We start from the raw sequence: 19,825 nt of genomic DNA, 5'->3' as shown, positions 1-19,825 counted from the left end.
CAACCTTGAAGTGCACAAAAAAGAACATATAAATACTTGAAAAAACATCTATTGTGCACCCGAGCATAGCATGTTTGTAGATAATCTCGTAAACACTTCTAGTGGAGTTTCGAAGTTGAGAGCCTTTCTAGGTCTGTTATTTAGTAAAGTTTCCACCCTTTCTATATCCTTGGAAGTCGTATCTAAAAAGCTTTGTGTTTTAGGAAAATATTGCCTAACTAGTCCGTTTGTATGCTCATTTAAGCCTCTTTCCCAAGAATGGTAGGGCGTTGCAAAGTAGAAGTCTGTCTCTAGCTCGAAACTAACCATTTGGTGATAGGCAAATTCTTTTCCGTTGTCTGCTGTTAATGTGTGTACAAAATCTTTGATAGGTTTAAGTTGTTCAATTAACGCTTGACTTACTTCCTCTGCAGTTTTATGAGAAACTTTGGCGAGCTTAGTTAGCTTGGAAGTTCTTTCTACCATTGATACAATTACGCCTTTATGTCCTGCCCCTATGACTGTATCTAGTTCCCAGTCTCCTAAACGAGTCTTTTTTTCTACAATACAAGGCCGTTGCTTAATATCTATACGACCAGGCATGTTCCCTCTTCCAGAAGCTCCCTTTCTCTGCTTGTTATATTTTTTCCCTCGATGACGGAGCTCTCTATAAAGCTGTCCTCCCTGTCGTTTATCTTTCCAGATATGATTATAGATGGTCTCATGACTAACATGTTCTTTACCATGTCTTTTAAGCCATCCGGATATTTGTATAGGGCTCCATTGCAACTTGATTTTTTCTTCAATACGGGTAACTATTTGAGGAGTCATTTTTTTATTGGGCTGAGAATTTTTTCTAAGAAATGCTTTTTCTTGAGCTTGCTGATGACGGTATCCTCGTTGCCCTTTATTTCTCTTAAGTTCCCTACTAATAGTGCTATGATGAACTTTTAGAATGTTTGCTATTGAGCTAGATGTATCTCCTCTAGCTTTTAAAATATAAATCTGACATCTTTGGTCATAGGTTAGGTGATGGTAGCCTTTAGGCAAGGTCTCTCCTTGTGTTTGATTGTTAAAAATCACAATAGAGATTCTTTCATCGCCTGCCTATTCTTTTTTTAATTCTTCTGTGCACTTCAAACTTGAAAAGACTAACCCTAAAACTTGGACATCTCCAATTTTTAGGGTTTTACATCTATTTTTTTACAAAAGTTATCTGGAACGTCTTCTTGATTGCAGACTTCTACTTCTTCCTCTACTTCTATTTTGTGGTTTAGGGGAAGAGTCACTAGGATCATCAATAAATCTTTCCACTTCCCCAAGCATTTGATAATCCCTAGAAGAAGCAAAGGAAAAAGCTTTTCCTTTAGCCCCTGCACGACCTGTTCTTCCAATACGATGGACATAATCATCTAATGTCTTAGGTAGATCAAAATTGATTACGTGACTAACCTCTGGTATGTCAATTCCACGAGCCATTACATCCGTTGCGACTATTACTTTAATGTCTCCATTGCGAAGTTTTTTCATAGTCCTCGTTCTTTGTTGTTGATTCATTCCACCGTGTAGAGCTGCTGCCTTTAGACCACCATAGCATAATTTATCAGCGATTTCTTCTGTCTGTCTTTGAGTAGAAGAGAAAATAATAGCTTGTTCTATATTTGGATCAGATAAAATCTCATCTAAAAGTTTATATTTTTGCTCCAAGTTATTTGTTTTTCGAATGTGTTGCTCAATTAGGTCATAGCTAGCGGCTTTCTTTTTGACGATGATTTCCGTTGGGTTTGTTAACAAACTATTTGCAAGTCTTAAGACCTTCTTGTCATAAGTAGCGGAAAACATCAAAGTTTGACGAGATTTAGGTGTCATAGAAGCTATGTACTCAACAGGTTCAATAAAGCCCATATCGAGCATTCTGTCCGCTTCATCCAAAATGAACATTTCCAAATTAGATAGATCAATGCGTTTTTCTTCCAAGCATTCAATGAGTCTGCCAGGAGTTGCAATCAGAATATCGAAATTTCTTGAAAGCTTTCGGTTTTGGATATGATAAGGAATTCCTCCGCAAATAAAAACACTGGTTATATGGCAAAGGTGACGACTTAGTTTGGCCGTTTCTTCGACTACTTGCATGGCTAATTCACGTGTAGGAACCAAAACCAAGATCTTGGGTCCTCGAGTCGGAGACTTTTTTAATAACTGACAAAGAGAGGGCAACATAAAAGCTGCTGTTTTGCCTGTTCCTGTTTGTGCAGAAGCTCGCAAATCTTTCCCTTTAAGAACTTCTGGGATTGCTTGCTGTTGAATATCTGAGGGAGTTGTAAACCCTAAATCTTGAATTGCTTGAAGAATTAATGGTTCTTGAATGAGATCTTCGAAATTTTTACTTGTCATTTTTTTACTTACCTTAAAGTAGCATTGCATAGATTAATCATTTGCAACGACTAAAGAGAAGATGCAAAAGAATAATGAGTAGTTTAACAAAACTAAATAATATAAACAAGATCTCTTAAATTCTAAAAAAGAATAGTATTTATAAAAACCTTATAAGAACGTAAAAAAAAATCATAGAATGGGTAGCTTATTTTTTTTGATCCAGCGATATAAACAGAAGATAAGTCCTACAGCTCCACAGCCATATACAATGAGATTTGGCGGACTTATCCAAGGATAAAGAGGTTGGTTGGGCCTTCCCCAACGAGATCCAGGAGGCCAAAAAATCCAGCTGGGACTTCCTTTTAAATTATCTTCTGGAACAAAGCCAAAATCACGGCTATCTGAGCTCATTGCGTGATTATCACCTAACACAAGATACATTTTTAGTGGAATAGTAAGGCCATATTTTTTAATAAATTCCACATCAAGATTGCCATTCTTTAGTAAAGGAGGTCCATAATCTATAAAAGGAGTAGGGGAAGAATTTTCTTTTCTGATAAATTCTGTAAGAGAGGGATCATCATGTTTTAAGATGGGCGCTCCCATCAGATAAAAATCTTGATTGCGAAAATACGCATAACGAGATGGTACTAATCGTTGCTCTTTCTTTTTGTTTAAAAACCGATTATCCCAATCTATTCCAAGATTGAAAAAGAGCTGCACATTTTGTGGACTATATGTATATAAAGGATGAGAGGGAGGCAATTCCTCGGTAATTCCTTGCGATAATACGCGACAAGCCTTGCCGTAATAGAATTCATAACACCCATCCGGTACATCGGCAAGAATAGGAGCAAAGGCTTTTTTTTCCAGACACATATTAGGATAGCGACACACTTGGTGATCTTTTACGACAAATCGCGCTGTATATAAATTTTGCATCAGCGCCTTTAGATGACTCTCTTGTAGTGGAATAATAGATGTGCTTAGCTGTATTTTGGGATATACATTTTTATACGCATCTTTTGTTAATTGCACAGACTGCAAAGAGGGATGGTGTTTAATCTCTAGATATAACACCCCTTTTGGTACTTCTTTTACGTTGAACTCTTTTAGCTCTTCTAAGCTAAGCAGCCTTGCCATACCAAAGTTTTTAAAGCCCCATAAATCGCTGTAATCTGTAATAAAACCAGAAATAGGAAGCATTTTAGCTTGGTTTTTTTGTAGATTAAACTCTGCAACAGGTTCGTTCATTTGATAGAAAACAAGAGAATTGTTGTTTTTATGAGAAATCTCGACTTTGCGCTGAAAATGAATAAAAGGGATATGCTCAATTTGCTTTAGTGAGGTTAATTGCAGCTCTTGGGTAATATCCTTGCCGTCTTTATCGATTCCATAAATCTGTCCACCATAAAAATATAGAGTGTCGCCTGGTTTACCAATGAGACGCTTGATGTATTGTTTTTTCCCGGGGAATAGATAAAAATACATAGTATCTACATCATAGATATCCATGTTTTTTCCAGTAAAAATCACAATGGAATTACGTTTTATTAGATCGGGATTGAAATACAAATGTTTTGTTTTTAAGGGAATATTGATTCCAAAATCTGTTTTAGATACAATTAAGCGATCTTTTTCTTTAAAAGTAGGACGCATCGATCCAGAGGGAATTTCATAGAGCTCAAACCACATTTGACGGATTAAGAGTGCAATGATTAAAGCGATAAATACCCCAATTACCACATCTCGGAAGTAGTCAAAAGACCCCTTTTTTAGGCAAGTCAGGCTAAAACCTTGAGCTTCTTTAGCTAGTCGATCGGCTAAAGTTCTATCTTTTTGTAAGATCGCATTTTGTAGAGTGGTTAAAGAAGCCTCTATCTCATTACGGGTATCCAAGGGTAATTTGTGTTTTTTCTTTTTATAGAGATGATACGTTTGGATTAGATAACGCTTAGATTGCCTGAGAGAGTATATTTTTTTTTTATAAAAAAACCACATTGTTACTCAAATTCTTTAAATAGATAGAACATTATAAAAAGAGAATTTACGGGTTTTTTAGAAAGAGAGCAAGCTTTTTATCTTCTATAAAAAAAATTCCAAAATCTTTTCTTTAGGGCGTTTTTCAAAGCAATAACCCCTGGGTGTAAGGGATCCACCTCTTCTGCAACAGACCTATGTTTATCAGCATAATCGCGATTCTTACATGCAAGGTGGTAAAACCCCATGCAAACCATAAACCCACGAAACTCTGAGTAATGAAAGCAAAAGCGATCTGGGTAAAGTTCTAATAAATCACGTTTATGATGGAAAATAGCAGGGATTTCTTGGATTTTCTTATATCGCAAACATTGATCAGCATAGTTGATTTTAGCACATAGATAAGAGGGATGCAGATCATAGGTAATTTTAATCAGCTCTTCTGCTTGTTTACTTTTTTTTAATCTCAGGTAAGCAAAAGCTAATAAATTAGCCACCTCCGGAATATCGAGATGATCTTTATAAAATGCTTCTAAAGCAGATAGGTATTTTTCAGGATTTTCTTGAATTTGGCTGTGAATCTTTTGAAAAAAAGTCTTTTTTGAAGCATCTAGTTTAAGATTGGAGAGACTAGGGGAGAAGGTAATTCGATAAAAACGATGAGGAAAATAGATGGAAGAAATTTCTAATAAAGTAGGGCTTTTCATATTTATTAAATATAAATTATTTGCGTTTTTTAAGCTCTTCTCTTTGTGGGAAAAATGTTCACAACTTAAATCGATAACCCTTGTATAAGTATTCTATTAAGAGCAAATTAAGAGTAGGAAAAAGAGAAGAGATAATTTTTTATCTTTCTAATTGTAAACAGTTTAAATACTTATTGTCTAAGGTTTTTTTAGATAAGTAAACATAGCAAAGGTAAATTAATTTTATTGTGGAAAGCTTGTTGATAAGTTGTCTAATTTACGAACAACCAAGCAGGAAAGAAGTTTTATTCCCAAAGAAAGCTTTCCCATGAGTGAATCTGTACAAGACTGTCTGATGCTGGAATTAAAACCCACCGGTAATAAGAGCCTTTTTTTAATATTTTATGTAAAGCAGCAGGACAAATATCTATAAATACTTCTTCACCAGAGCCTAGTCTTAATTGGAAAGGAATCAAAATTGCCTCACTTAAGGAATCTGATTCTATAGCATAGAGCTTAAGATTATGGCAGTATACAGGGGCTTGAATAGAAATGGTCCACATTTCAGGACTGCGTTTCGTAGCAACGGTAATGTTTGGCAACCGATGAGGGATTGTTCCTTTGATAGGAGAAATTAATCCTTTTCCCGAATCGATTGCGCGGATAGTTAGAGTGTAATGAGTGCTTTGTATTTCAAGCCAATAAGGAAAAGGAAAAAGAGGGTCTAATGAGGAGAAGTAAAAATCGATCAAGCAATCCTCAATGATCGATTGATCATGAGGCCATTGTCCTTGATATACTGCAAAACTAGGTTTCTTAAGCGCTTTTCCAGAGCAAACCAAAGGGGGATTCCAGATCGATCTAAAATCCTGTTCTCCTGATCCAGGAGGAGGTCCAATTTTCTTTCGTGCCTCTTTACTCACTTTATACAACGGCAGTTCTAATAGTTTAGATAAAAGAAATTCAGAAGAGTCGATATATAACCAACTCTGCTTATTAATTGAGTAGGATTCAATGAGTTTTCCTTGGCTTAAATCGATTTCAAAAAGGGACCAAGAAGTATGTCCTGGTGCTTTTTCATCTAGCCAGTTTTGCCAGTGTATTTTCTTTATTTCCAATTGCGCTTGAGGAATAGAAATTTCCTCTAGAATGAGTTGGTTCTTTTCCCTATGACGCAGAATTAAAATGGTATAGATGCCCTCTTGAGCGGTTACAATAAAGTCACCAGGAGAGCCTTTTTCAAAACGGTTTTTCAAGGTGGTGCTTTGTGCAGTGTAGACGCTAAAAGGCAGAGAAAAAATACATAAGGCTAAATAGATCAATTTCTTCATGGTTTTGGCAATTGTACGTAAAAAGACTTTAAATCCCACTCGAATATTTTTGATAAGCACAAAAAACCGTAGTCTATTTTGTGCTTTTACAAATTAGCGCATTTTTAATAAGTCATTTTTATAATTACTCTATAATCAATTTACTATTTTAATTATCATTAACTGTAAATAATATTTTATTAAAAAATCATCTTGACTAAAGCAAGAATACCTAAATAAACTTTATTGAGTTCAAGAAGGTTAAAATGAAGACATTTATTCCCTTGGTTTTGTACTAATATTAAAGGCCCTTTCAACCTCGAAGTGCACAAAAAAGAACATATAAATACTTGAAAAAACATCTATTGTGCACTCGAGCATAGCATGTTTGTAGATAATCTCCTAAACACTTCTAGTGGAGTTTCGAATTTGATTTCAAATTAAGAATTGCATAACTGGGTTTTTTTGAAAAAGCTGCTCTATCTTACAAACCTCAGTGTTGAGTTTAATTAACTAAGAATAGGAAAGATAAGACAAAAAAGCAGTGCAAAAAGACCTCTTAATGTTGTACAAGTTCATTTGCGAAAAAACAACAACAAAAAGAGGCCAAAAATGGAAAAGCTTGTCGAATTATACTGCTCTATAGAGGATTTTTGGAAGGATTTTAACAAGCAACGGGAGCAACATTTAATTACTAAAGGCAAATTTTCAAGAGGCCCTAAGGGGAAAATGTCTCTTCCTGAAATGGCCCTTTCAACCTCGAAGTGCACAAAAAAGATTTTCTATGTGATTGAATCGAAACTACTATATACTCTACAGTCCACTATTCCTTAACCTTACAAGATCTACCCTTCATCGATGCTTACAAAGACACGGGATAAGTCGTCTGCCTGAAACAAAAGGTGAAAAACCCCTTAAGAAGAAGTTTACTTCTTATCCTATGGGGTATATAGTAGTGCTAATTCAAACGGCTAACTTAATGGGATTTAAGTCAACGACTTGAAACTTGTCGTTAATCCTATTTGCCAAAGACCACTTTGGAATATGTTATACACCATCAGCTACGTTTTCTTTACTGCACCGCTTAAACTTCACCTATAAAAAGCCTAAGCTGATTCCTGGAAAAGTGAATGAGGAAGCAAAAAAGCTTTTTTCACAAGAATTACAAAAACTAGAAAAAGAACTCGCTCAAACAGATCAACTGCTTTATCTAGATGGGGTTCATCCTCAACACAATTCCAAACCCTCTTATGGATGGTATGAAAAAGGATCTAAAGCTATATTGCTAACGAACACAGGACGTAAACTTATTAATCAATGGAGCCTTAGATGTAAAGCGCTTAGAAGTTACAACTCTTTCTTCCGACTCTATCAATGCGCAATCTAATTCTGCTTTACAACCACAGACGAAAATCTTTTGGATCCCACAGATCCCAATCGTATTCCGTAACTTTTAAGCAAGCCCCTTACAGTATTTCTGCGTTTGCTGTTTAATTAGCGCTCTTCTGGAAACTAACAAAATGCTTTTTTCTACTGAATCTTGGGGCTTACAGTGTACTCGTGTATACATACCTGATCGAAGGGCTTCTGCGATTCCTCGTGCATCATTTTTGTCTGTCTTATTTATTTTCAAAGCAAGAATCGTACTCAGCTTCCTTGCATCCATACATAGGGGATCTATAGCTCTTTTTCTAAATCCTGTGACTAGGTAATGAGATAAACATCCACTTTCAAAGCCAACAACGATTTCTTGAAAATCTCTTTTGGAAAAATAATCTGCTAGTAAATCAGGATCTGTTTTTTCTGAACCTTCATGGACAATCTTACCTTGTTCATTTAATACACAGATAAAAGTTCTTTTCATTGATACATCTAATCCAATATAATGCTTTATGGGTTGCTCCTCATTTTTTTGCTCTTTAATGAGCGGTTTTGAGATTTGAAAAAATCTCGTTTATATTGGAGAGTTTATCCTACTCCGTTTAAGGAGCAACCCCTTCTTTGTGTGCAATTTCAATCGCATAGAAAAATATAGGATTAACGACAAGCTTCAAGTCGTTGACTTAAATCCCATTAAGTTAGCCGTTTGAATTAGCACTACTATATACAATTGATATTACGAAACGTCGGTGACTTTTTTTCAGGCAATTAGAGGATTCTTCTTAGAAGAGATACCGAAAATAACAGATGTTTTGAAATGTAGGATTAACGACAAGTTTCAAGTCGTTGACTGGAACCCCATTAAGCTAGCCGTTTGAATCGGCACTACTATATATGCAATAACAGCTCCGTTCTCCATCTTTACCCTATTTAGCACCTTCCATAGCGTAATTTTTGTCTTCATCCCCAAAAATTCTATTATATATATATTTTTTTATTTTAAATAAAAAATAATTTATTTATCTATTAATAGTAAAATAAAAGGAGAAAAAAATGAAAAATTTGGGTCTATTTATTTTTTCTAGTACGATTGTCTTTTCAGCATTATCCTGGGCAGGTTCATTTACCGTTACAAATAACCTAGATGATGAAGTGGAGGGAAGCCTTCGGAAAGCTATCGTAGACCTTAATAACTCACTTGATTCATCAAACACGATAACTATTAACCCGGGCCTTTCTCCCATTATTCTTCAAACTGATTTACCCTTTATCGCAAGCTCAGTAGATATTACCGCTTCTGGGTCTACCCCTCAAGTTATCGACGGAAATAACAATCAATTCTGCTTATTCAGTACGGTTCCTTTTACACCTTCCTTATCAGTATCCATTGAAAATTGTACCCTAAAAAATGGAGGTGCTATTGGAGGTTCTGGAGGAGACTCTGCAGGAGGAGGTGGAGGAGGAGGATTAGGGGCTGGAGGAGCTCTTTTTATCGGTTTTAATGATGTTGTTACATTCAATTCAAATGTAGAGCTTTTAAATAACAAGGCGCAAGGCGGTTCTGGAGGAAATGTGATGACCAGCGATGCAAATCCGTTACCAGTTGCGGGTGGAGGAGGTGGAATCAGTTGTCTTCCAAATAAAAACGCGCCCAACTCGTCCGAACAAAATCAAGGGAACGGAGGAGGCTTTATGCCTGGAAAAGGAGCATCTGGAGGAGTTTCACTTTCGGAATTAAATGATGCAATGGGATATGGTGGCGGTGACGGTGGCGGTGGCTCTTCGGGTAATTCTCCTGGTCCTGGTGGCGGGTCAGGCTCTGGGGCATCAGCAACTGGAAATGGCTCGGTTGCAGGAGGATACTGTGGTGGCGGCGGTGGTGTTGGTTTTAGCCCAGCAGCCTCCTTTGGCATTGGCGGTGGTGGTGGAAACGGTGGTGGAAATGCTACAGATACTGGTCCATCAACAGGAGGAGCAGGAGGAGGTTTTGGAAGTGGTGGTGCTGGTGGCATCGGAAAAATCGCAAATTCTGGAGGAGGAGGAGGAGGAGGAGGTTTTGGCGGCGGCGGCGGCGGTGGACTAACCGGAGGAGGAGGAGGAGGTTTTGGCAGCGGCGGCGGCGGCGGTAGCTCAGGGCAAATGGGAAAAGGAGGTTTTTTTGGAGGAGATGGAGGAGATAATACCGGAGCAGGAGGAGGAGGAGGAGCATTAGGAGGCGCGGTTTTTGTAGGCGAAAGAGCTACTCTCATTTTACTTAATCCAACCACCATACAGGACAATACTACTGAAATAGGTAAAGCCGGAGTTAAAACTGGTACAGATGGGAATCCTGTTGAAACTGGGGCAGCAACTCCTGGTAAAGGATACGCAAAGGATATATTTTTATTTAAAGACGCCCAGCTCATTTTAGATGGAGAAAGCAACTGGAATGCAAATTTTGCTATTGAAGCTGATCCAGATGCACCTGAAGATTATTTTGATAATGGGATTCTTAAAAAGAATACAGGAATGATCACCTTATCTGGAGTAAATAGTTACAGAGGAGGAACGCATATTAATGGAGGTTTCCTAATTGCTTCACAGGATAGTAACTTAGGAGATCCATCTGGTGGGATTAGTTTTGACGGAGGAACCCTTAAAGCACAAATGTCCTTTTCTTCTGCTCGAAACGTTAGCCTTTTAGGACTAGGAACTATCAATGTAGAATCTAATTCTACTTTAACCCTTTCAGGCATCGTTTCTGGTGATTCTAGCCTAATTAAATCCAATAGTGGAAATCTGATCTTGACCGGAGTTAACACCTATAGTGGGGGAACTACAATTGATCAGGGGATCTTAGCCCTTTCCGAAGATGGAACGCTTGTTTCTGAAGGAGCTGTTACTATTAATAACACAGGCAGCTTTGATATTAGTGGTATCACAGCTTCATCACAAACCATCGGCGATCTAAGTGGTAGCGGAACTATAGTTTTAGGAACAAAGACTCTGATCGAAGGAACCTCTAATAATACCAGTTACGCAGGAGTGATTAGCGGAACAGGATCTTTTACCAAACAAGGAACTGGAACGCTTACCTTAACCGGAGACAACAGCTACACAGGAGGAATAACGGTAAATGCTGGTGTATTAGTAGGAAACACGACGAGCTTACAACAGGGTATTGAAAACAATAGTACAGTTGTGTTTGATCAAGCGGAAACAGGAACCTATTCTGGCATTATTTCAGGATCCGGGATTTTAACTAAACAAGGACCTGGAGTGGTAAATTTTACTAATGATTCGTCAGGCTTTTCTTCAGGGACTGTTAATATTAATGCAGGAACTCTTCTGGTGAATAATAAGTTAGGAGGTGCGTTTACCGTAGCTACTAATGCCATACTTGGGGGGGGTGGAACAGCGATCGGCAATGTAACTAATAACGGTAGTGTGCAACCTGGTAATTCTATTGGTACACTAACCATAGATGGAGATTATACGCAAACGGATTCTGGAGAGCTTGTCATAGAAATCAATGAAGCAGGAGCAACAGATCTACTTAAGGTTACAGGAATTGCCACATTGGATGGAGCCTTACAAGTACATCCTACCCCTGGGACTTATTCAGCGGGGACAATCTATACTTTTCTTACCGCAGGTACAGATCCTACAGATCCTACCGTTAATGGGGAATTTAGCAGTAATTCCAGCACTTACCCTGTTGATTATACCATCAATTATCTTTCTAATGAGGTGCAACTCCTTATTCTTACCGATTCTTTAATTATTCCTCCTATAGTTATTCCTCCTATAGTTATTCGTGCTAGTAGGCCAAAGGGTAACGCGGGTGCTGTAGAGGATTATCTATTTTGCTCTTCTTTTGATTTTGCTGAAACTGATATTGACACAGTTGCAAAAGCTCTACTTGTTCTTCCCACAGATCAGTATATAAAAGCTTTAAATAGATTAACCCCTTCTCAATTCGGAGCGCTTGCCTTAAACGAATTAGAAAACAATTTTAGTGTAGTAAATACCTTCTTTTTATCAGGAGAAAACCAAAGAGGCGGTTGCTATGAAAATGATTGTGAACCTACAGACATTTGGTTTAACCCGTTAGGATTTGTTTATTCACAAGATAGTCGTCCTGAGATTGGTCACGAAGCAATTGGTTTTACAAATCAAACCTATGGATTTACTATTGGGATAGATCATTTGTTTACTGATAACTGGAGTTTAGGCGCTGGTATTGGTTATTCTCAGTCTCAGCTAGACTGGAAACAACAAGCAGGAAAAGCCTGTGCAAGTTCAGGATATCTAGGTCCTTGTTTAAAATATAATTCTGAGAATTTTTATTTTGACTTTCTTGTTTTAGGAACAGGAAGTTTTTATGATGTGCATCGAAAAATTAAATTTCCAGGGATATCTCGCAATGCAGACAGCACTCCTACAATTTGGAACATTTCAGAAAGCATATTAGCGGGTTTTAGATTAGAGCGTTACTGTAATTTCTTTCTTCAACCAGAGATTTTATTAGATCAATTGAATATTTTTCAAGAAGCGTTTAAAGAAAACAAAGCCAATTCTATAAACTTGTCTGTAAAAAGAAAATATGCTTCATTTTTACGTTTTCTAATTAATATGAAACTTGCCAAAAAATGGCTCTATTGCAATATGTGTTTAGTACCCAGCGTTAACGTGGGTTGGTTAAGAACAACACCCCTTTCAGGAAGACATTACACTGCTAGTTTTCGAGAAGGTACATTTTGTAAATCAGATTTTTCAGTTACTAGTTTTCATCAAATAACCGATCAAATTCTCCTTGGAGCACAGTTTTCTGTTTCTTCTCAAAACGGTTTTAGCATTTCTTTAGGTTATGATGGAAAATTTGGAAATGGTTCAAAGATTAATCAAGTAAACATGGCACTGGATTGGAAGTTTTAACGCCAGTTTGGGAGTAGACTTCTTTCAAAATTAAACTTTTGAGAGTGCCCGTTCAACCTCGAAGTGCACAAAAAAGAACATATAAATACTTAAAAAAACATGTCCTAGACAGAACTTGAATTGACAGATAGCACTTCATTGACAATATCAATTTGGTGTAATGTGTCTAGCATTTTCATTTGTGCTAGATGCTTTGCATCCTGAAATGTTTGCCATGGTGTCTTCCCATAATAATATTTCCCAGAGTGGACTCGCTCTTCATTGTACTCTTTTACCCATTTATCCACATCCATTTGCAGTTCTTCTAGACTATGATAAACTTTTTGCCTAAATGCTGATGCATAAAATTCATTTTCAATCGTCTGATGAAACCTCTATCGATTAGATGCGTAACTTTCATTACGCATCCCTCACAGAACCGGACTTGCGGAACTACCGCATCCGGCTCTTCAACAAGCTTCACGACAAGACAATTTATAAATTGAGTGGGGTAGATGAGGTTTTAGTAAAGGATAATTCTTTAAGAGCCTGTTTAAAATCTTCTCATTAAGGTATAATGATAGTTTTCATAAAACCTTTGGAAGTAATTATGGCCCGCTCTTATCCAAGCGATATCTCTCGTAAACAATTTAGCAAAATCCATCTAATACTTGAGTCTACACGCAAAAAAACACGTCCACGAATAGTTGATCTATATGATATTTTTTTGTGATTATTATTTCCATCTTTGGAATAAAAAAGATGATAAAAATTCTAAGAGTGTTCTTGAAATAGTTTTAAAAAAAATGGGTTGGCGAGGTCAGAAAAAGCATTGGTCGGAAAGCGAAAACAAGCTTTGTAATTATTAATGCTTAAAGTGTTAAAAATACTGATATGGCATGTATAATCTTCTTAAATTCTCTAGACTTTTCTGATTTAGAAAGAAAACTGCTTGCTTATTTTAGTAGCTACAAGAAATACTCTTTGTAGCATCACTTTTAAAAATACGAGGATATTTTTTATGAATCAAGCTACAGTTGCTGGACATTTAGGTTCTGATCCAGAAGTTAAATTCACCCCATCGGGTCGAAAAGTTACTACTTTACGTGTAGCCGCACGCACGCGTAAGGCTGGAAAAGACGAAACAATTTGGTGGAGAGTGACTATTTGGGGCGAACAATTTGATAAAATGATGGCTTATTTTAAGAAAGGTAGCCCTATTATAGTTCAAGGAGAAATGGACTTAGAAATCTTCACAAATCGAGAGGGAAAGCCTCAGATTTCAGCAGGAATTACAGCTCATAATATCATGTTTAGTCCTTTTGGTCGCACAGATCAAAGGGCAGATGAGCGCCAAACAACCGATGCCCCGCTAAAAGAAGAGGGCATTCAAGCTAAACCACTTTTAAGCAACGAACCATTTGATGCAGAAGAGGAGATTCCTTTTTAATTACTATGATTAAAATTACCCATATTTCCGATCTAAAAAAACGAAAATACGCCGATGCTGTGATATGTCCTGTATGGGAAACAAAGACTCAAGCGCAAATAGCTCTTGAACTAAAAGAATTTGATGTCCTTATAAAGATTCCTCTAGATGACTTTTCTGGTAAAAAAGGGGAAACGCTTTTATTGTACCGCGAAAAAGGAATAGAAAAGAGGGTTCTTTTATTAGGACTAGGAGAAAAAGCTGATTGTCAAGAAGAAACCTTGCGGCAATCTTATGCAAGTGCGGTCAAACAGCTAAGAGCTAAAAAGATCAAAAGCTGTAATGTACTTCTGCCTTTTTTTAGCAAAAAAGAAGGCTTTTCTTTCATACGAGCTAGTTTAGAAGGGTTAATCTTAGCAAATTACGCCTTTGATTGCTTTAAAAGCATTCCTTTTAACCCACCTTTGGAGAATGCATGCATTTGCGGTGTAGAGCCATCTAATGCTTTTTTAATAAAGAAAGTAGAACAGATTCTGCAGGGGGTATATCTTACACGTGATTTAGTGAATAGCAATGCGGATGATTCTCATGTAGAAGGTTTAATCAAAACAGCAAAGGATTTAAGTAAAGACTGCAAAAAGCTTAAAGTTGTCGTTTTACGTGAAAAGCAATTAGAAAAGGAGCGAATGAATTTATTGCTAGCTGTGGGAAAAGCGAGTGTTCAACCTCCTGCTTTAGTTGTTTTAGAATATATGGGAGATCCTTCTTCTAAAGAAAAAATAGCTCTTGTAGGAAAAGGAATTACCTTTGATACAGGTGGTCTTAATTTAAAAACTACAGGTTATATAGAGACGATGAAAAGCGATATGGCTGGTAGCGCTTGTGTATTGGGTGTAATACAGAGCCTTTGCAGCTTAAAAATTAAAAGAAACGTCATTGGTGTGCTTGCTCTAGCAGAAAATGCAATAGGCCCTAGTAGCTATAAACCAGGGGACGTATATACCAGTCGCTTAGGAAAAACGGTGGAGATAGGTAATACAGATGCGGAGGGGAGACTTGTTTTAGCAGATGCTCTCTCTTATGTTGAAGATACCTATGCTCCTTCTGTTGTGATTGATTTTGCTACCTTAACAGGAGCAATTGTGATTGCACTTGGTGAAGAGGCTGCAGGTCTTTTTTCTAATAATGACTCTCTTGTAAGGGGCTTACAAAAAGCCTCTCTTAGGACAGATGAAAGGCTTTGGCGTCTTCCCTTATACCCAGAGTATACCGAAATGCTAAAATCAGAGATTGCTGATTTAAAAAATATAGGAGGCCGTCCTGCATCTTCTTGCACAGCAGCGGCTTTTTTACAGCAATTTATTAAAAAAGCAGCTTGGGCGCATCTAGATATTGCAGGAGTGGCTTATTTATCAAAGTCTAAATCTTATCATCCCACTTTAGCTACAGGGGCTGGGGTAAGAGTCACGATAGATTTTCTTGAGCATTTTGATGAAAAAGATTCTGTGTAAAGCTCAATTGGAAAGAGAGTATAAAGGGATGTCTTTACTTGCGTTTTTAAGGCTGCAATGCACAGACATCTCGGTTAAGTCTCTAAAATCTGCAATTGATACAAAGTTGTGCACTGTAAATGGAATCGTCGAGCGCTTTTCTACCCATCCTCTAAAGATAGGGGATGTGGTGATCTTATATCAGCCCCAAACTCTTCATCCAAAACACTTAGAAATCTTATATCAAGATGAACACCTGCTTATCTGTAACAAACCCGCAATGTTAATCAGTGATATGCGGTCCCTACAACCTTTATTAAAAGATAGATGGTTACTGGGTCATCGTTTGGATAAAGAGACATCAGGTGCTTTAATTTTTGTGAAAAATAAACTCATTTTACAAAAATTGATTGCTTTATTTAAAGAGCACTCTGTAGAAAAGTTTTATCTAGCACTAGTGGATGGGCAAGTTTTGCAAGAGGAAAGAAAAATAGATAAGCCTATTGCAAAATTAAAAAACTACCAAGGACAGAGCCTATATGGAGTAGCTACTAAACCTGGTGCTAAAAGAGCTGTTACTTTATGGCGTTGTTTAAAGCGTAGTAAAACCGCTTCTCTTCTTCTATGCCAACCAATGACCGGTAGGACGCATCAGCTTCGTGTACATTTAAGTTATATGGGATATCCCATTTTAGGCGATACCCTCTATGCAAAACATTTTTTTTGCAGAACCTCTGTTATACGTCATTTGTTGCATGCGTATATCTTGCGTTTCCCGAATCCTATTTCTCATCAAATAATAACAGTCAAGGCTAAAATTCCAGAGGATTTTAAAGAGTGCTTAAAAGAGCTCAAAATGACACATGCGATTTAATTTTTTGGAAAGAGCAAATACGAGAAGACCGATGATGATCAATGCTATCGCAACGGTTTCAAAAAGCATATGTGGAGAAACGGGACTTGGAATAAATAAAAAAGCTAAATCTCTTAAATAAAAAGCAGCATTGAAGCAAGTAATCCAAATACCGATTAAAACAGCTGTGTAACGGCGCGGGGATAGGCGTGTGATTAAAGAAAGACCAATAGGAGCTAGCAGCAGCTCTGCCAAAACCACGAAAAAATATACGGTAAATACCGAACTAGTTACATAGGAGCCGAAATTTAGCTCGAAGCTATCTAAAGTAAACATGGCAAAACAAATGCTCAAGATGAAAAAAGCGAGAGAAATTTTTAAGATAGCATTGCTATAAGAGCGTTTTTTATAAGAAAAAAGATAGATTTTGGCTAAAACAAGCGCAATTGAGATGAGATATAAGCTCTGTATGCTAAAGAGTTGCATATCAAAGGGTAGAAGTCTAATCATAGAGGGACCATATTCGATCCATAAAGGACTTAATGTCGTGTGGCTTAGGTCTTGAGCTATCCAAAAAACAATAGAAAATAAGGTGAGGATGACCGCTACCCAAATTCGATCTTTTTCCTGCTTGTGAAGAGGAGAAAAAGCGTTTTCTGCAGCTTGGAGTTTAAGTCTATTATATTGCTTTAAAGCTATACTTAAGGGGATTAAACCAATCAATCCAATGCTACCTGTTATTGCAAAAGCTGCCTGTAGGTTTTTTAAATCAGCTAAGGAGTTTAGGATCCAAAATGCAGAAAGCTGCCCTAAGCTTATGAGGGCATAGTAAATGGAAAAGCCAGAGTCTCTTAAATGAGGCTTTTGTTGATAAAAGGTACCTAAGAGAGCGTAGCTACCTGGTTGAAATAAAGCATTTCCAAAAGCTACCAAAACAAGAGCAATAAACAGAAAAGGTAAAGAGCTGGTTAAAATCAGAAAACAGCCTATTGCATTTAATAAAATACCCCAAATAACAGAGAGACGATAATGAATGCGTTCTACTATGAATCCACCTAATATAGGTAGAAAAATAGTAATTGATAAAAATACGGTTCCTATTTGACCGGAAGCGTGTTCTGTAAAATATTGAAAGTCGGCTATATAAAAGAAAAATAAATAAGCAATAGCTCCAAAGGCTATACGCCTACAAATTTCTGTTAAAGCGATGTAATAAAGAGCTGTTGGTTGTCGTGAAGATCCTATGTATTTCATTGTTTATATACTCACATAAAATAAATTTTTAATTTTATCATGATTTTTTTACTTTGGCTATATTTTACTGAAGGATATTCTGTTTTGATATGCAAAGCTCCTCTTTTTCTATTCTTTTAGTTAAAACCTCTTCCATTGGAGATGTTATTCAAACATTGCCAACGTTGCAATATTTACGTGCTCGATTCCCAGAAGCAATGATTGATTGGGTGGTAGAAGAGTCAAATGCTTCTTTATTATCAGCTTCATCTTTGCTTTCCAATATTATTGTAATTAATACTAAAGCCTGGCGCTCTTCTTTAGGGGCTTGGAAAACTTTTTTTAGCACTCTTAAAAACCTGCGCTCTAAAAAATACGATCTATTATTCGACTTGCAGGGAAATGCTAAATCAGCCTGTGTAACTTTCTTAGCAAGGGCTAAAGAAAAAATTGGTTTTGACTCTACTCACGTACAAGAAAAAATCAATCTTTTAGTCACCACAAGAAAAATACCTCTTGCTAAAACGCTCAATGCGCAAATGAAATATTTGCAATTGATTCAGCATTATTTTAACGATGATGCAATTTTTTTGCCGCAATCAATTTCTATGAATTTAACATTCCTAGAAAAAAATAGATTAGAAATTCTATTAGCAAATAGATCTCTTAAAGTACCCATACGTCTCATGATAGCAGCGCATTCTCATTGGCCAAACAAAGAGATACAGGTGGAAACCTTATGTACTTTACTAACCCACATTAGCACCCAGTACTCCGTATGCTTCCTTTTTGTGTACCACACGGGATCTGAAAAACAACAAGCTGATTATATGGTTCAAAGGTTTAAATCTCAATCTCTGAGTATAGGAGAGCTGAGTTTACCTTTATGGCAAAGTTTAATGAGTGAAATGGATGGAGTTATTTGTGTGGATTCAGCTGCTCTTCATTTATGTGCAACAACCAATACTCCTTCTTTTAGCATGTTTGGGCCTTCACTAGCAGAGCGCTATCGACCGATTGGGCTACAGCATTTTTCTATACAAGGGAGCTGCCCCTATCAAGTACAGTTCTGGTCTCGTTGTCCTCTTTTAAGAAAATGTGCTACAGGGGCTTGTTTAAAAAATCTTGATACCCATCATTTAATAAAGGTTTGCTCTGAATGGTTAGTTACCATTAAGAACAGATTGCAATAAAGAGAAATCAATATGGCTTTCTGCAACAGAAATAGCTTCTTTAATCTTATGGATATCTTCTGTCGATATTTTTGCAGTGAAAGCAGAAATTTTTTGCATCGCTGTATAACTATGTAAGGGTGTATAAAGAACCAGGGCCAACGCATGAAGATTTTGCTTGATAATTGAGAGATAAAAAATGATTCTGGCTCCTTTTTCATAAGGAGTATAAAATGGAAGGATTCATTCATTCTTCATCTATTATGATGCATTTTTCGAAATTACCAGACCCAAGAAAGGCGCGCAATCAACTATATAGCCTTCATGATATTATCAACATCTATCCTAGCCATGCTATGTGGACAAGATGATTACATGGGCTTTAGATTGTGGACACAGATGAACCTCGGTTGGTTACAATCTGTTAATATCTGTAAATATGGGGCTCCTTCTCATGATATACTAGTTTGATTTCAAATTAAGAATTGCATAACTAGTTTTTTTTGAAAAAACTGCTCTATTTTGCAAGAAGATGTTATCTTTTGTATAAAAATGTTTATACACTCAAACTCTTAATTTGAATGCAAATAAGTATACCTATGAGAGGTTTTTTGCCTTTTTAAATCCTCATTCGTTCCGTACATGTTTTATGCAGTGGACTCAGTCCATAGCTCAGGCATTTGGAAGAGACAGCATTGCCATTGACGGCAAGACATTATGTGGTTCTGCTAATAAGACAATAGATCCTATTACGTAAACGGCGCTTCATTGCATCATGTCGTAAAGATTATTTATTAGATCTGGTAGGTGCAAAGGAAATTCTTCATGCGTAAGTCCTGATAAAGAACGGGAATATCAGCTTTTGCTAATTGTTCTATTAAATAAATAATGGCGAGGAGAAAAATCTCCTGTTAAAATCATTCCTGCACAAAGACCTTCCTTGCAAGAATCTAATAGTTCTAAATGTTTGTTAAGGGTAGCTAAAATAATATCTTCTCGATTAGATGGTGTAATAATTAAGTTGGTTGGGCAGAATCATTT

At 36.8% G+C, this 19,825-nt stretch carries 18 protein-coding genes and 3 pseudogenes; 12 read left to right on the top strand and 9 right to left on the bottom strand.

Annotated elements, in window-relative coordinates; all coding sequences use genetic code 11:
* Positions 1-48: 48 nt before the first annotated feature.
* The 5 genes from RHABOEDO_RS07145 to RHABOEDO_RS07125 form a co-directional block, all read right to left on the bottom strand.
* On the bottom strand, positions 49-1,062 hold the full coding sequence (locus RHABOEDO_RS07145; protein ID WP_215216525.1) for an IS30 family transposase: 1,014 nt from the start codon (positions 1,060-1,062) through the stop codon (positions 49-51).
* A gap of 129 nt (positions 1,063-1,191) precedes the next feature.
* Positions 1,192-2,373: a DEAD/DEAH box helicase gene (locus RHABOEDO_RS07140; protein WP_215217437.1), complete on the bottom strand. Its 1,182-nt coding sequence runs from the start codon at positions 2,371-2,373 to the stop codon at positions 1,192-1,194.
* A gap of 171 nt (positions 2,374-2,544) precedes the next feature.
* Positions 2,545-4,254: a signal peptidase I gene (gene lepB, locus RHABOEDO_RS07135; protein WP_215217436.1), complete on the bottom strand. Its 1,710-nt coding sequence runs from the start codon at positions 4,252-4,254 to the stop codon at positions 2,545-2,547.
* 179 nt (positions 4,255-4,433) lie between these two features.
* Positions 4,434-5,042: a hypothetical protein gene (locus RHABOEDO_RS07130; protein WP_215217435.1), complete on the bottom strand. Its 609-nt coding sequence runs from the start codon at positions 5,040-5,042 to the stop codon at positions 4,434-4,436.
* A 284-nt stretch (positions 5,043-5,326) separates the two neighbouring features.
* On the bottom strand, positions 5,327-6,391 hold the full coding sequence (locus tag RHABOEDO_RS07125) for a hypothetical protein (protein ID WP_220017488.1): 1,065 nt from the start codon (positions 6,389-6,391) through the stop codon (positions 5,327-5,329).
* Between the two features lie 744 nt (positions 6,392-7,135).
* On the opposite strand from RHABOEDO_RS07125, the pseudogene RHABOEDO_RS07120 reads away from it, so the two are divergent.
* A pseudogene (locus RHABOEDO_RS07120) lies at positions 7,136-7,280 on the top strand (IS481 family transposase); the annotation flags it as partial.
* Positions 7,281-7,337: 57 nt separating this feature from the next.
* Positions 7,338-7,718 carry a winged helix-turn-helix domain-containing protein gene (locus tag RHABOEDO_RS07115; RefSeq protein ID WP_215217433.1) on the top strand — a complete coding sequence of 127 codons (381 nt, stop codon included), beginning with the start codon at positions 7,338-7,340 and terminating at the stop codon, positions 7,716-7,718.
* Positions 7,719-7,784: 66 nt separating this feature from the next.
* Here the strand turns inward: RHABOEDO_RS07115 and RHABOEDO_RS07110 are convergent, their stop codons facing one another.
* On the bottom strand, positions 7,785-8,213 hold the full coding sequence (locus tag RHABOEDO_RS07110; RefSeq protein ID WP_281069578.1) for an IS110 family transposase: 429 nt from the start codon (positions 8,211-8,213) through the stop codon (positions 7,785-7,787).
* Positions 8,214-8,460: 247 nt separating this feature from the next.
* Here RHABOEDO_RS07110 and RHABOEDO_RS11145 point away from each other — a divergent pair, with 247 nt between their 5' ends.
* Together RHABOEDO_RS11145 and RHABOEDO_RS11140 are read left to right on the top strand one after the other, a co-directional pair.
* Positions 8,461-8,589: a hypothetical protein gene (locus RHABOEDO_RS11145; protein WP_256439893.1), complete on the top strand. Its 129-nt coding sequence runs from the start codon at positions 8,461-8,463 to the stop codon at positions 8,587-8,589.
* 175 nt (positions 8,590-8,764) lie between these two features.
* Positions 8,765-12,628: an autotransporter outer membrane beta-barrel domain-containing protein gene (locus tag RHABOEDO_RS11140; RefSeq protein ID WP_215216556.1), complete on the top strand. Its 3,864-nt coding sequence runs from the start codon at positions 8,765-8,767 to the stop codon at positions 12,626-12,628.
* Positions 12,629-12,732: 104 nt separating this feature from the next.
* Here RHABOEDO_RS11140 and RHABOEDO_RS07100 read toward each other — a convergent pair.
* Positions 12,733-12,990: pseudogene (locus RHABOEDO_RS07100) on the bottom strand (IS481 family transposase); the annotation flags it as partial.
* Positions 12,991-13,217: 227 nt separating this feature from the next.
* On the opposite strand from RHABOEDO_RS07100, the pseudogene RHABOEDO_RS07095 reads away from it, so the two are divergent.
* The 4 genes and pseudogenes from RHABOEDO_RS07095 to RHABOEDO_RS07075 form a co-directional block, all read left to right on the top strand.
* Positions 13,218-13,338 (top strand): annotated as a pseudogene (locus RHABOEDO_RS07095) (IS5/IS1182 family transposase); the annotation flags it as partial.
* Positions 13,339-13,628: 290 nt separating this feature from the next.
* Positions 13,629-14,057 carry a single-stranded DNA-binding protein gene (gene ssb / locus RHABOEDO_RS07085; RefSeq protein WP_215216553.1) on the top strand — a complete coding sequence of 143 codons (429 nt, stop codon included), beginning with the start codon at positions 13,629-13,631 and terminating at the stop codon, positions 14,055-14,057.
* A 5-nt stretch (positions 14,058-14,062) separates the two neighbouring features.
* Complete coding sequence (locus RHABOEDO_RS07080; RefSeq protein WP_215216552.1) at positions 14,063-15,547, top strand: leucyl aminopeptidase; 1,485 nt, start codon at positions 14,063-14,065, stop codon at positions 15,545-15,547.
* Positions 15,528-16,400 (top strand): RluA family pseudouridine synthase, encoded by an 873-nt coding sequence (locus RHABOEDO_RS07075; protein ID WP_220017486.1) that lies wholly within the window; start codon positions 15,528-15,530, stop codon positions 16,398-16,400. Before RHABOEDO_RS07080 ends, RHABOEDO_RS07075 begins: the two co-directional genes overlap by 20 nt.
* Here the strand turns inward: RHABOEDO_RS07075 and RHABOEDO_RS07070 are convergent.
* Positions 16,368-17,633: an MFS transporter gene (locus RHABOEDO_RS07070; protein ID WP_215216550.1), complete on the bottom strand. Its 1,266-nt coding sequence runs from the start codon at positions 17,631-17,633 to the stop codon at positions 16,368-16,370. The two genes, RHABOEDO_RS07075 and RHABOEDO_RS07070, sit on opposite strands and share 33 nt — an antisense overlap.
* Before the next feature lie 89 nt (positions 17,634-17,722).
* On the opposite strand from RHABOEDO_RS07070, the gene RHABOEDO_RS07065 reads away from it, so the two are divergent.
* From RHABOEDO_RS07065 to RHABOEDO_RS07055, 4 genes are all read left to right on the top strand, one after another.
* A complete protein-coding gene (locus tag RHABOEDO_RS07065; protein WP_215216549.1) occupies positions 17,723-18,805 on the top strand; it encodes a glycosyltransferase family 9 protein in 1,083 nt (360 codons plus the stop codon).
* Positions 18,806-19,017: 212 nt separating this feature from the next.
* Complete coding sequence (locus RHABOEDO_RS07060; RefSeq protein ID WP_215216548.1) at positions 19,018-19,155, top strand: transposase family protein; 138 nt, start codon at positions 19,018-19,020, stop codon at positions 19,153-19,155.
* Positions 19,109-19,255 carry a hypothetical protein gene (locus RHABOEDO_RS11530; RefSeq protein ID WP_215216547.1) on the top strand — a complete coding sequence of 49 codons (147 nt, stop codon included), beginning with the start codon at positions 19,109-19,111 and terminating at the stop codon, positions 19,253-19,255. Before RHABOEDO_RS07060 ends, RHABOEDO_RS11530 begins: the two co-directional genes overlap by 47 nt.
* Positions 19,256-19,361: 106 nt before the next feature.
* Positions 19,362-19,541 (top strand): hypothetical protein, encoded by a 180-nt coding sequence (locus tag RHABOEDO_RS07055; protein ID WP_215216546.1) that lies wholly within the window; start codon positions 19,362-19,364, stop codon positions 19,539-19,541.
* A 98-nt stretch (positions 19,542-19,639) separates the two neighbouring features.
* Here the strand turns inward: RHABOEDO_RS07055 and RHABOEDO_RS11525 are convergent, their stop codons facing one another.
* Entirely contained in the window at positions 19,640-19,801 is a 162-nt protein-coding gene (locus tag RHABOEDO_RS11525; protein WP_215216558.1) for a DRTGG domain-containing protein, read from the bottom strand.
* Positions 19,802-19,825: the final 24 nt, after the last annotated feature.

It is taken from the genome of Candidatus Rhabdochlamydia oedothoracis (assembly GCF_019453995.1).
Lineage (GTDB): Bacteria > Chlamydiota > Chlamydiia > Chlamydiales > Rhabdochlamydiaceae > Rhabdochlamydia > Rhabdochlamydia oedothoracis.
This window is presented reverse-complemented; position numbering and strand designations above follow the sequence as displayed.

Coding starts and splice junctions, on each gene's coding strand:
- RHABOEDO_RS07140 (WP_215217437.1), bottom strand. CDS start 2,373: ATGACAAGTAAAAATTTCGAAGATCTCATTCAAGAACCATTAATTCTT.
- RHABOEDO_RS07130 (WP_215217435.1), bottom strand. CDS start 5,042: ATGAAAAGCCCTACTTTATTAGAAATTTCTTCCATCTATTTTCCTCAT.
- RHABOEDO_RS11140 (WP_215216556.1), top strand. CDS start 8,765: ATGAAAAATTTGGGTCTATTTATTTTTTCTAGTACGATTGTCTTTTCA.
- ssb (WP_215216553.1), top strand. CDS start 13,629: ATGAATCAAGCTACAGTTGCTGGACATTTAGGTTCTGATCCAGAAGTT.
- RHABOEDO_RS07080 (WP_215216552.1), top strand. CDS start 14,063: ATGATTAAAATTACCCATATTTCCGATCTAAAAAAACGAAAATACGCC.
- RHABOEDO_RS07075 (WP_220017486.1), top strand. CDS start 15,528: ATGAAAAAGATTCTGTGTAAAGCTCAATTGGAAAGAGAGTATAAAGGG.
- RHABOEDO_RS07070 (WP_215216550.1), bottom strand. CDS start 17,633: ATGAAATACATAGGATCTTCACGACAACCAACAGCTCTTTATTACATC.
- RHABOEDO_RS07065 (WP_215216549.1), top strand. CDS start 17,723: ATGCAAAGCTCCTCTTTTTCTATTCTTTTAGTTAAAACCTCTTCCATT.
- RHABOEDO_RS07060 (WP_215216548.1), top strand. CDS start 19,018: ATGGAAGGATTCATTCATTCTTCATCTATTATGATGCATTTTTCGAAA.
- RHABOEDO_RS11530 (WP_215216547.1), top strand. CDS start 19,109: ATGATATTATCAACATCTATCCTAGCCATGCTATGTGGACAAGATGAT.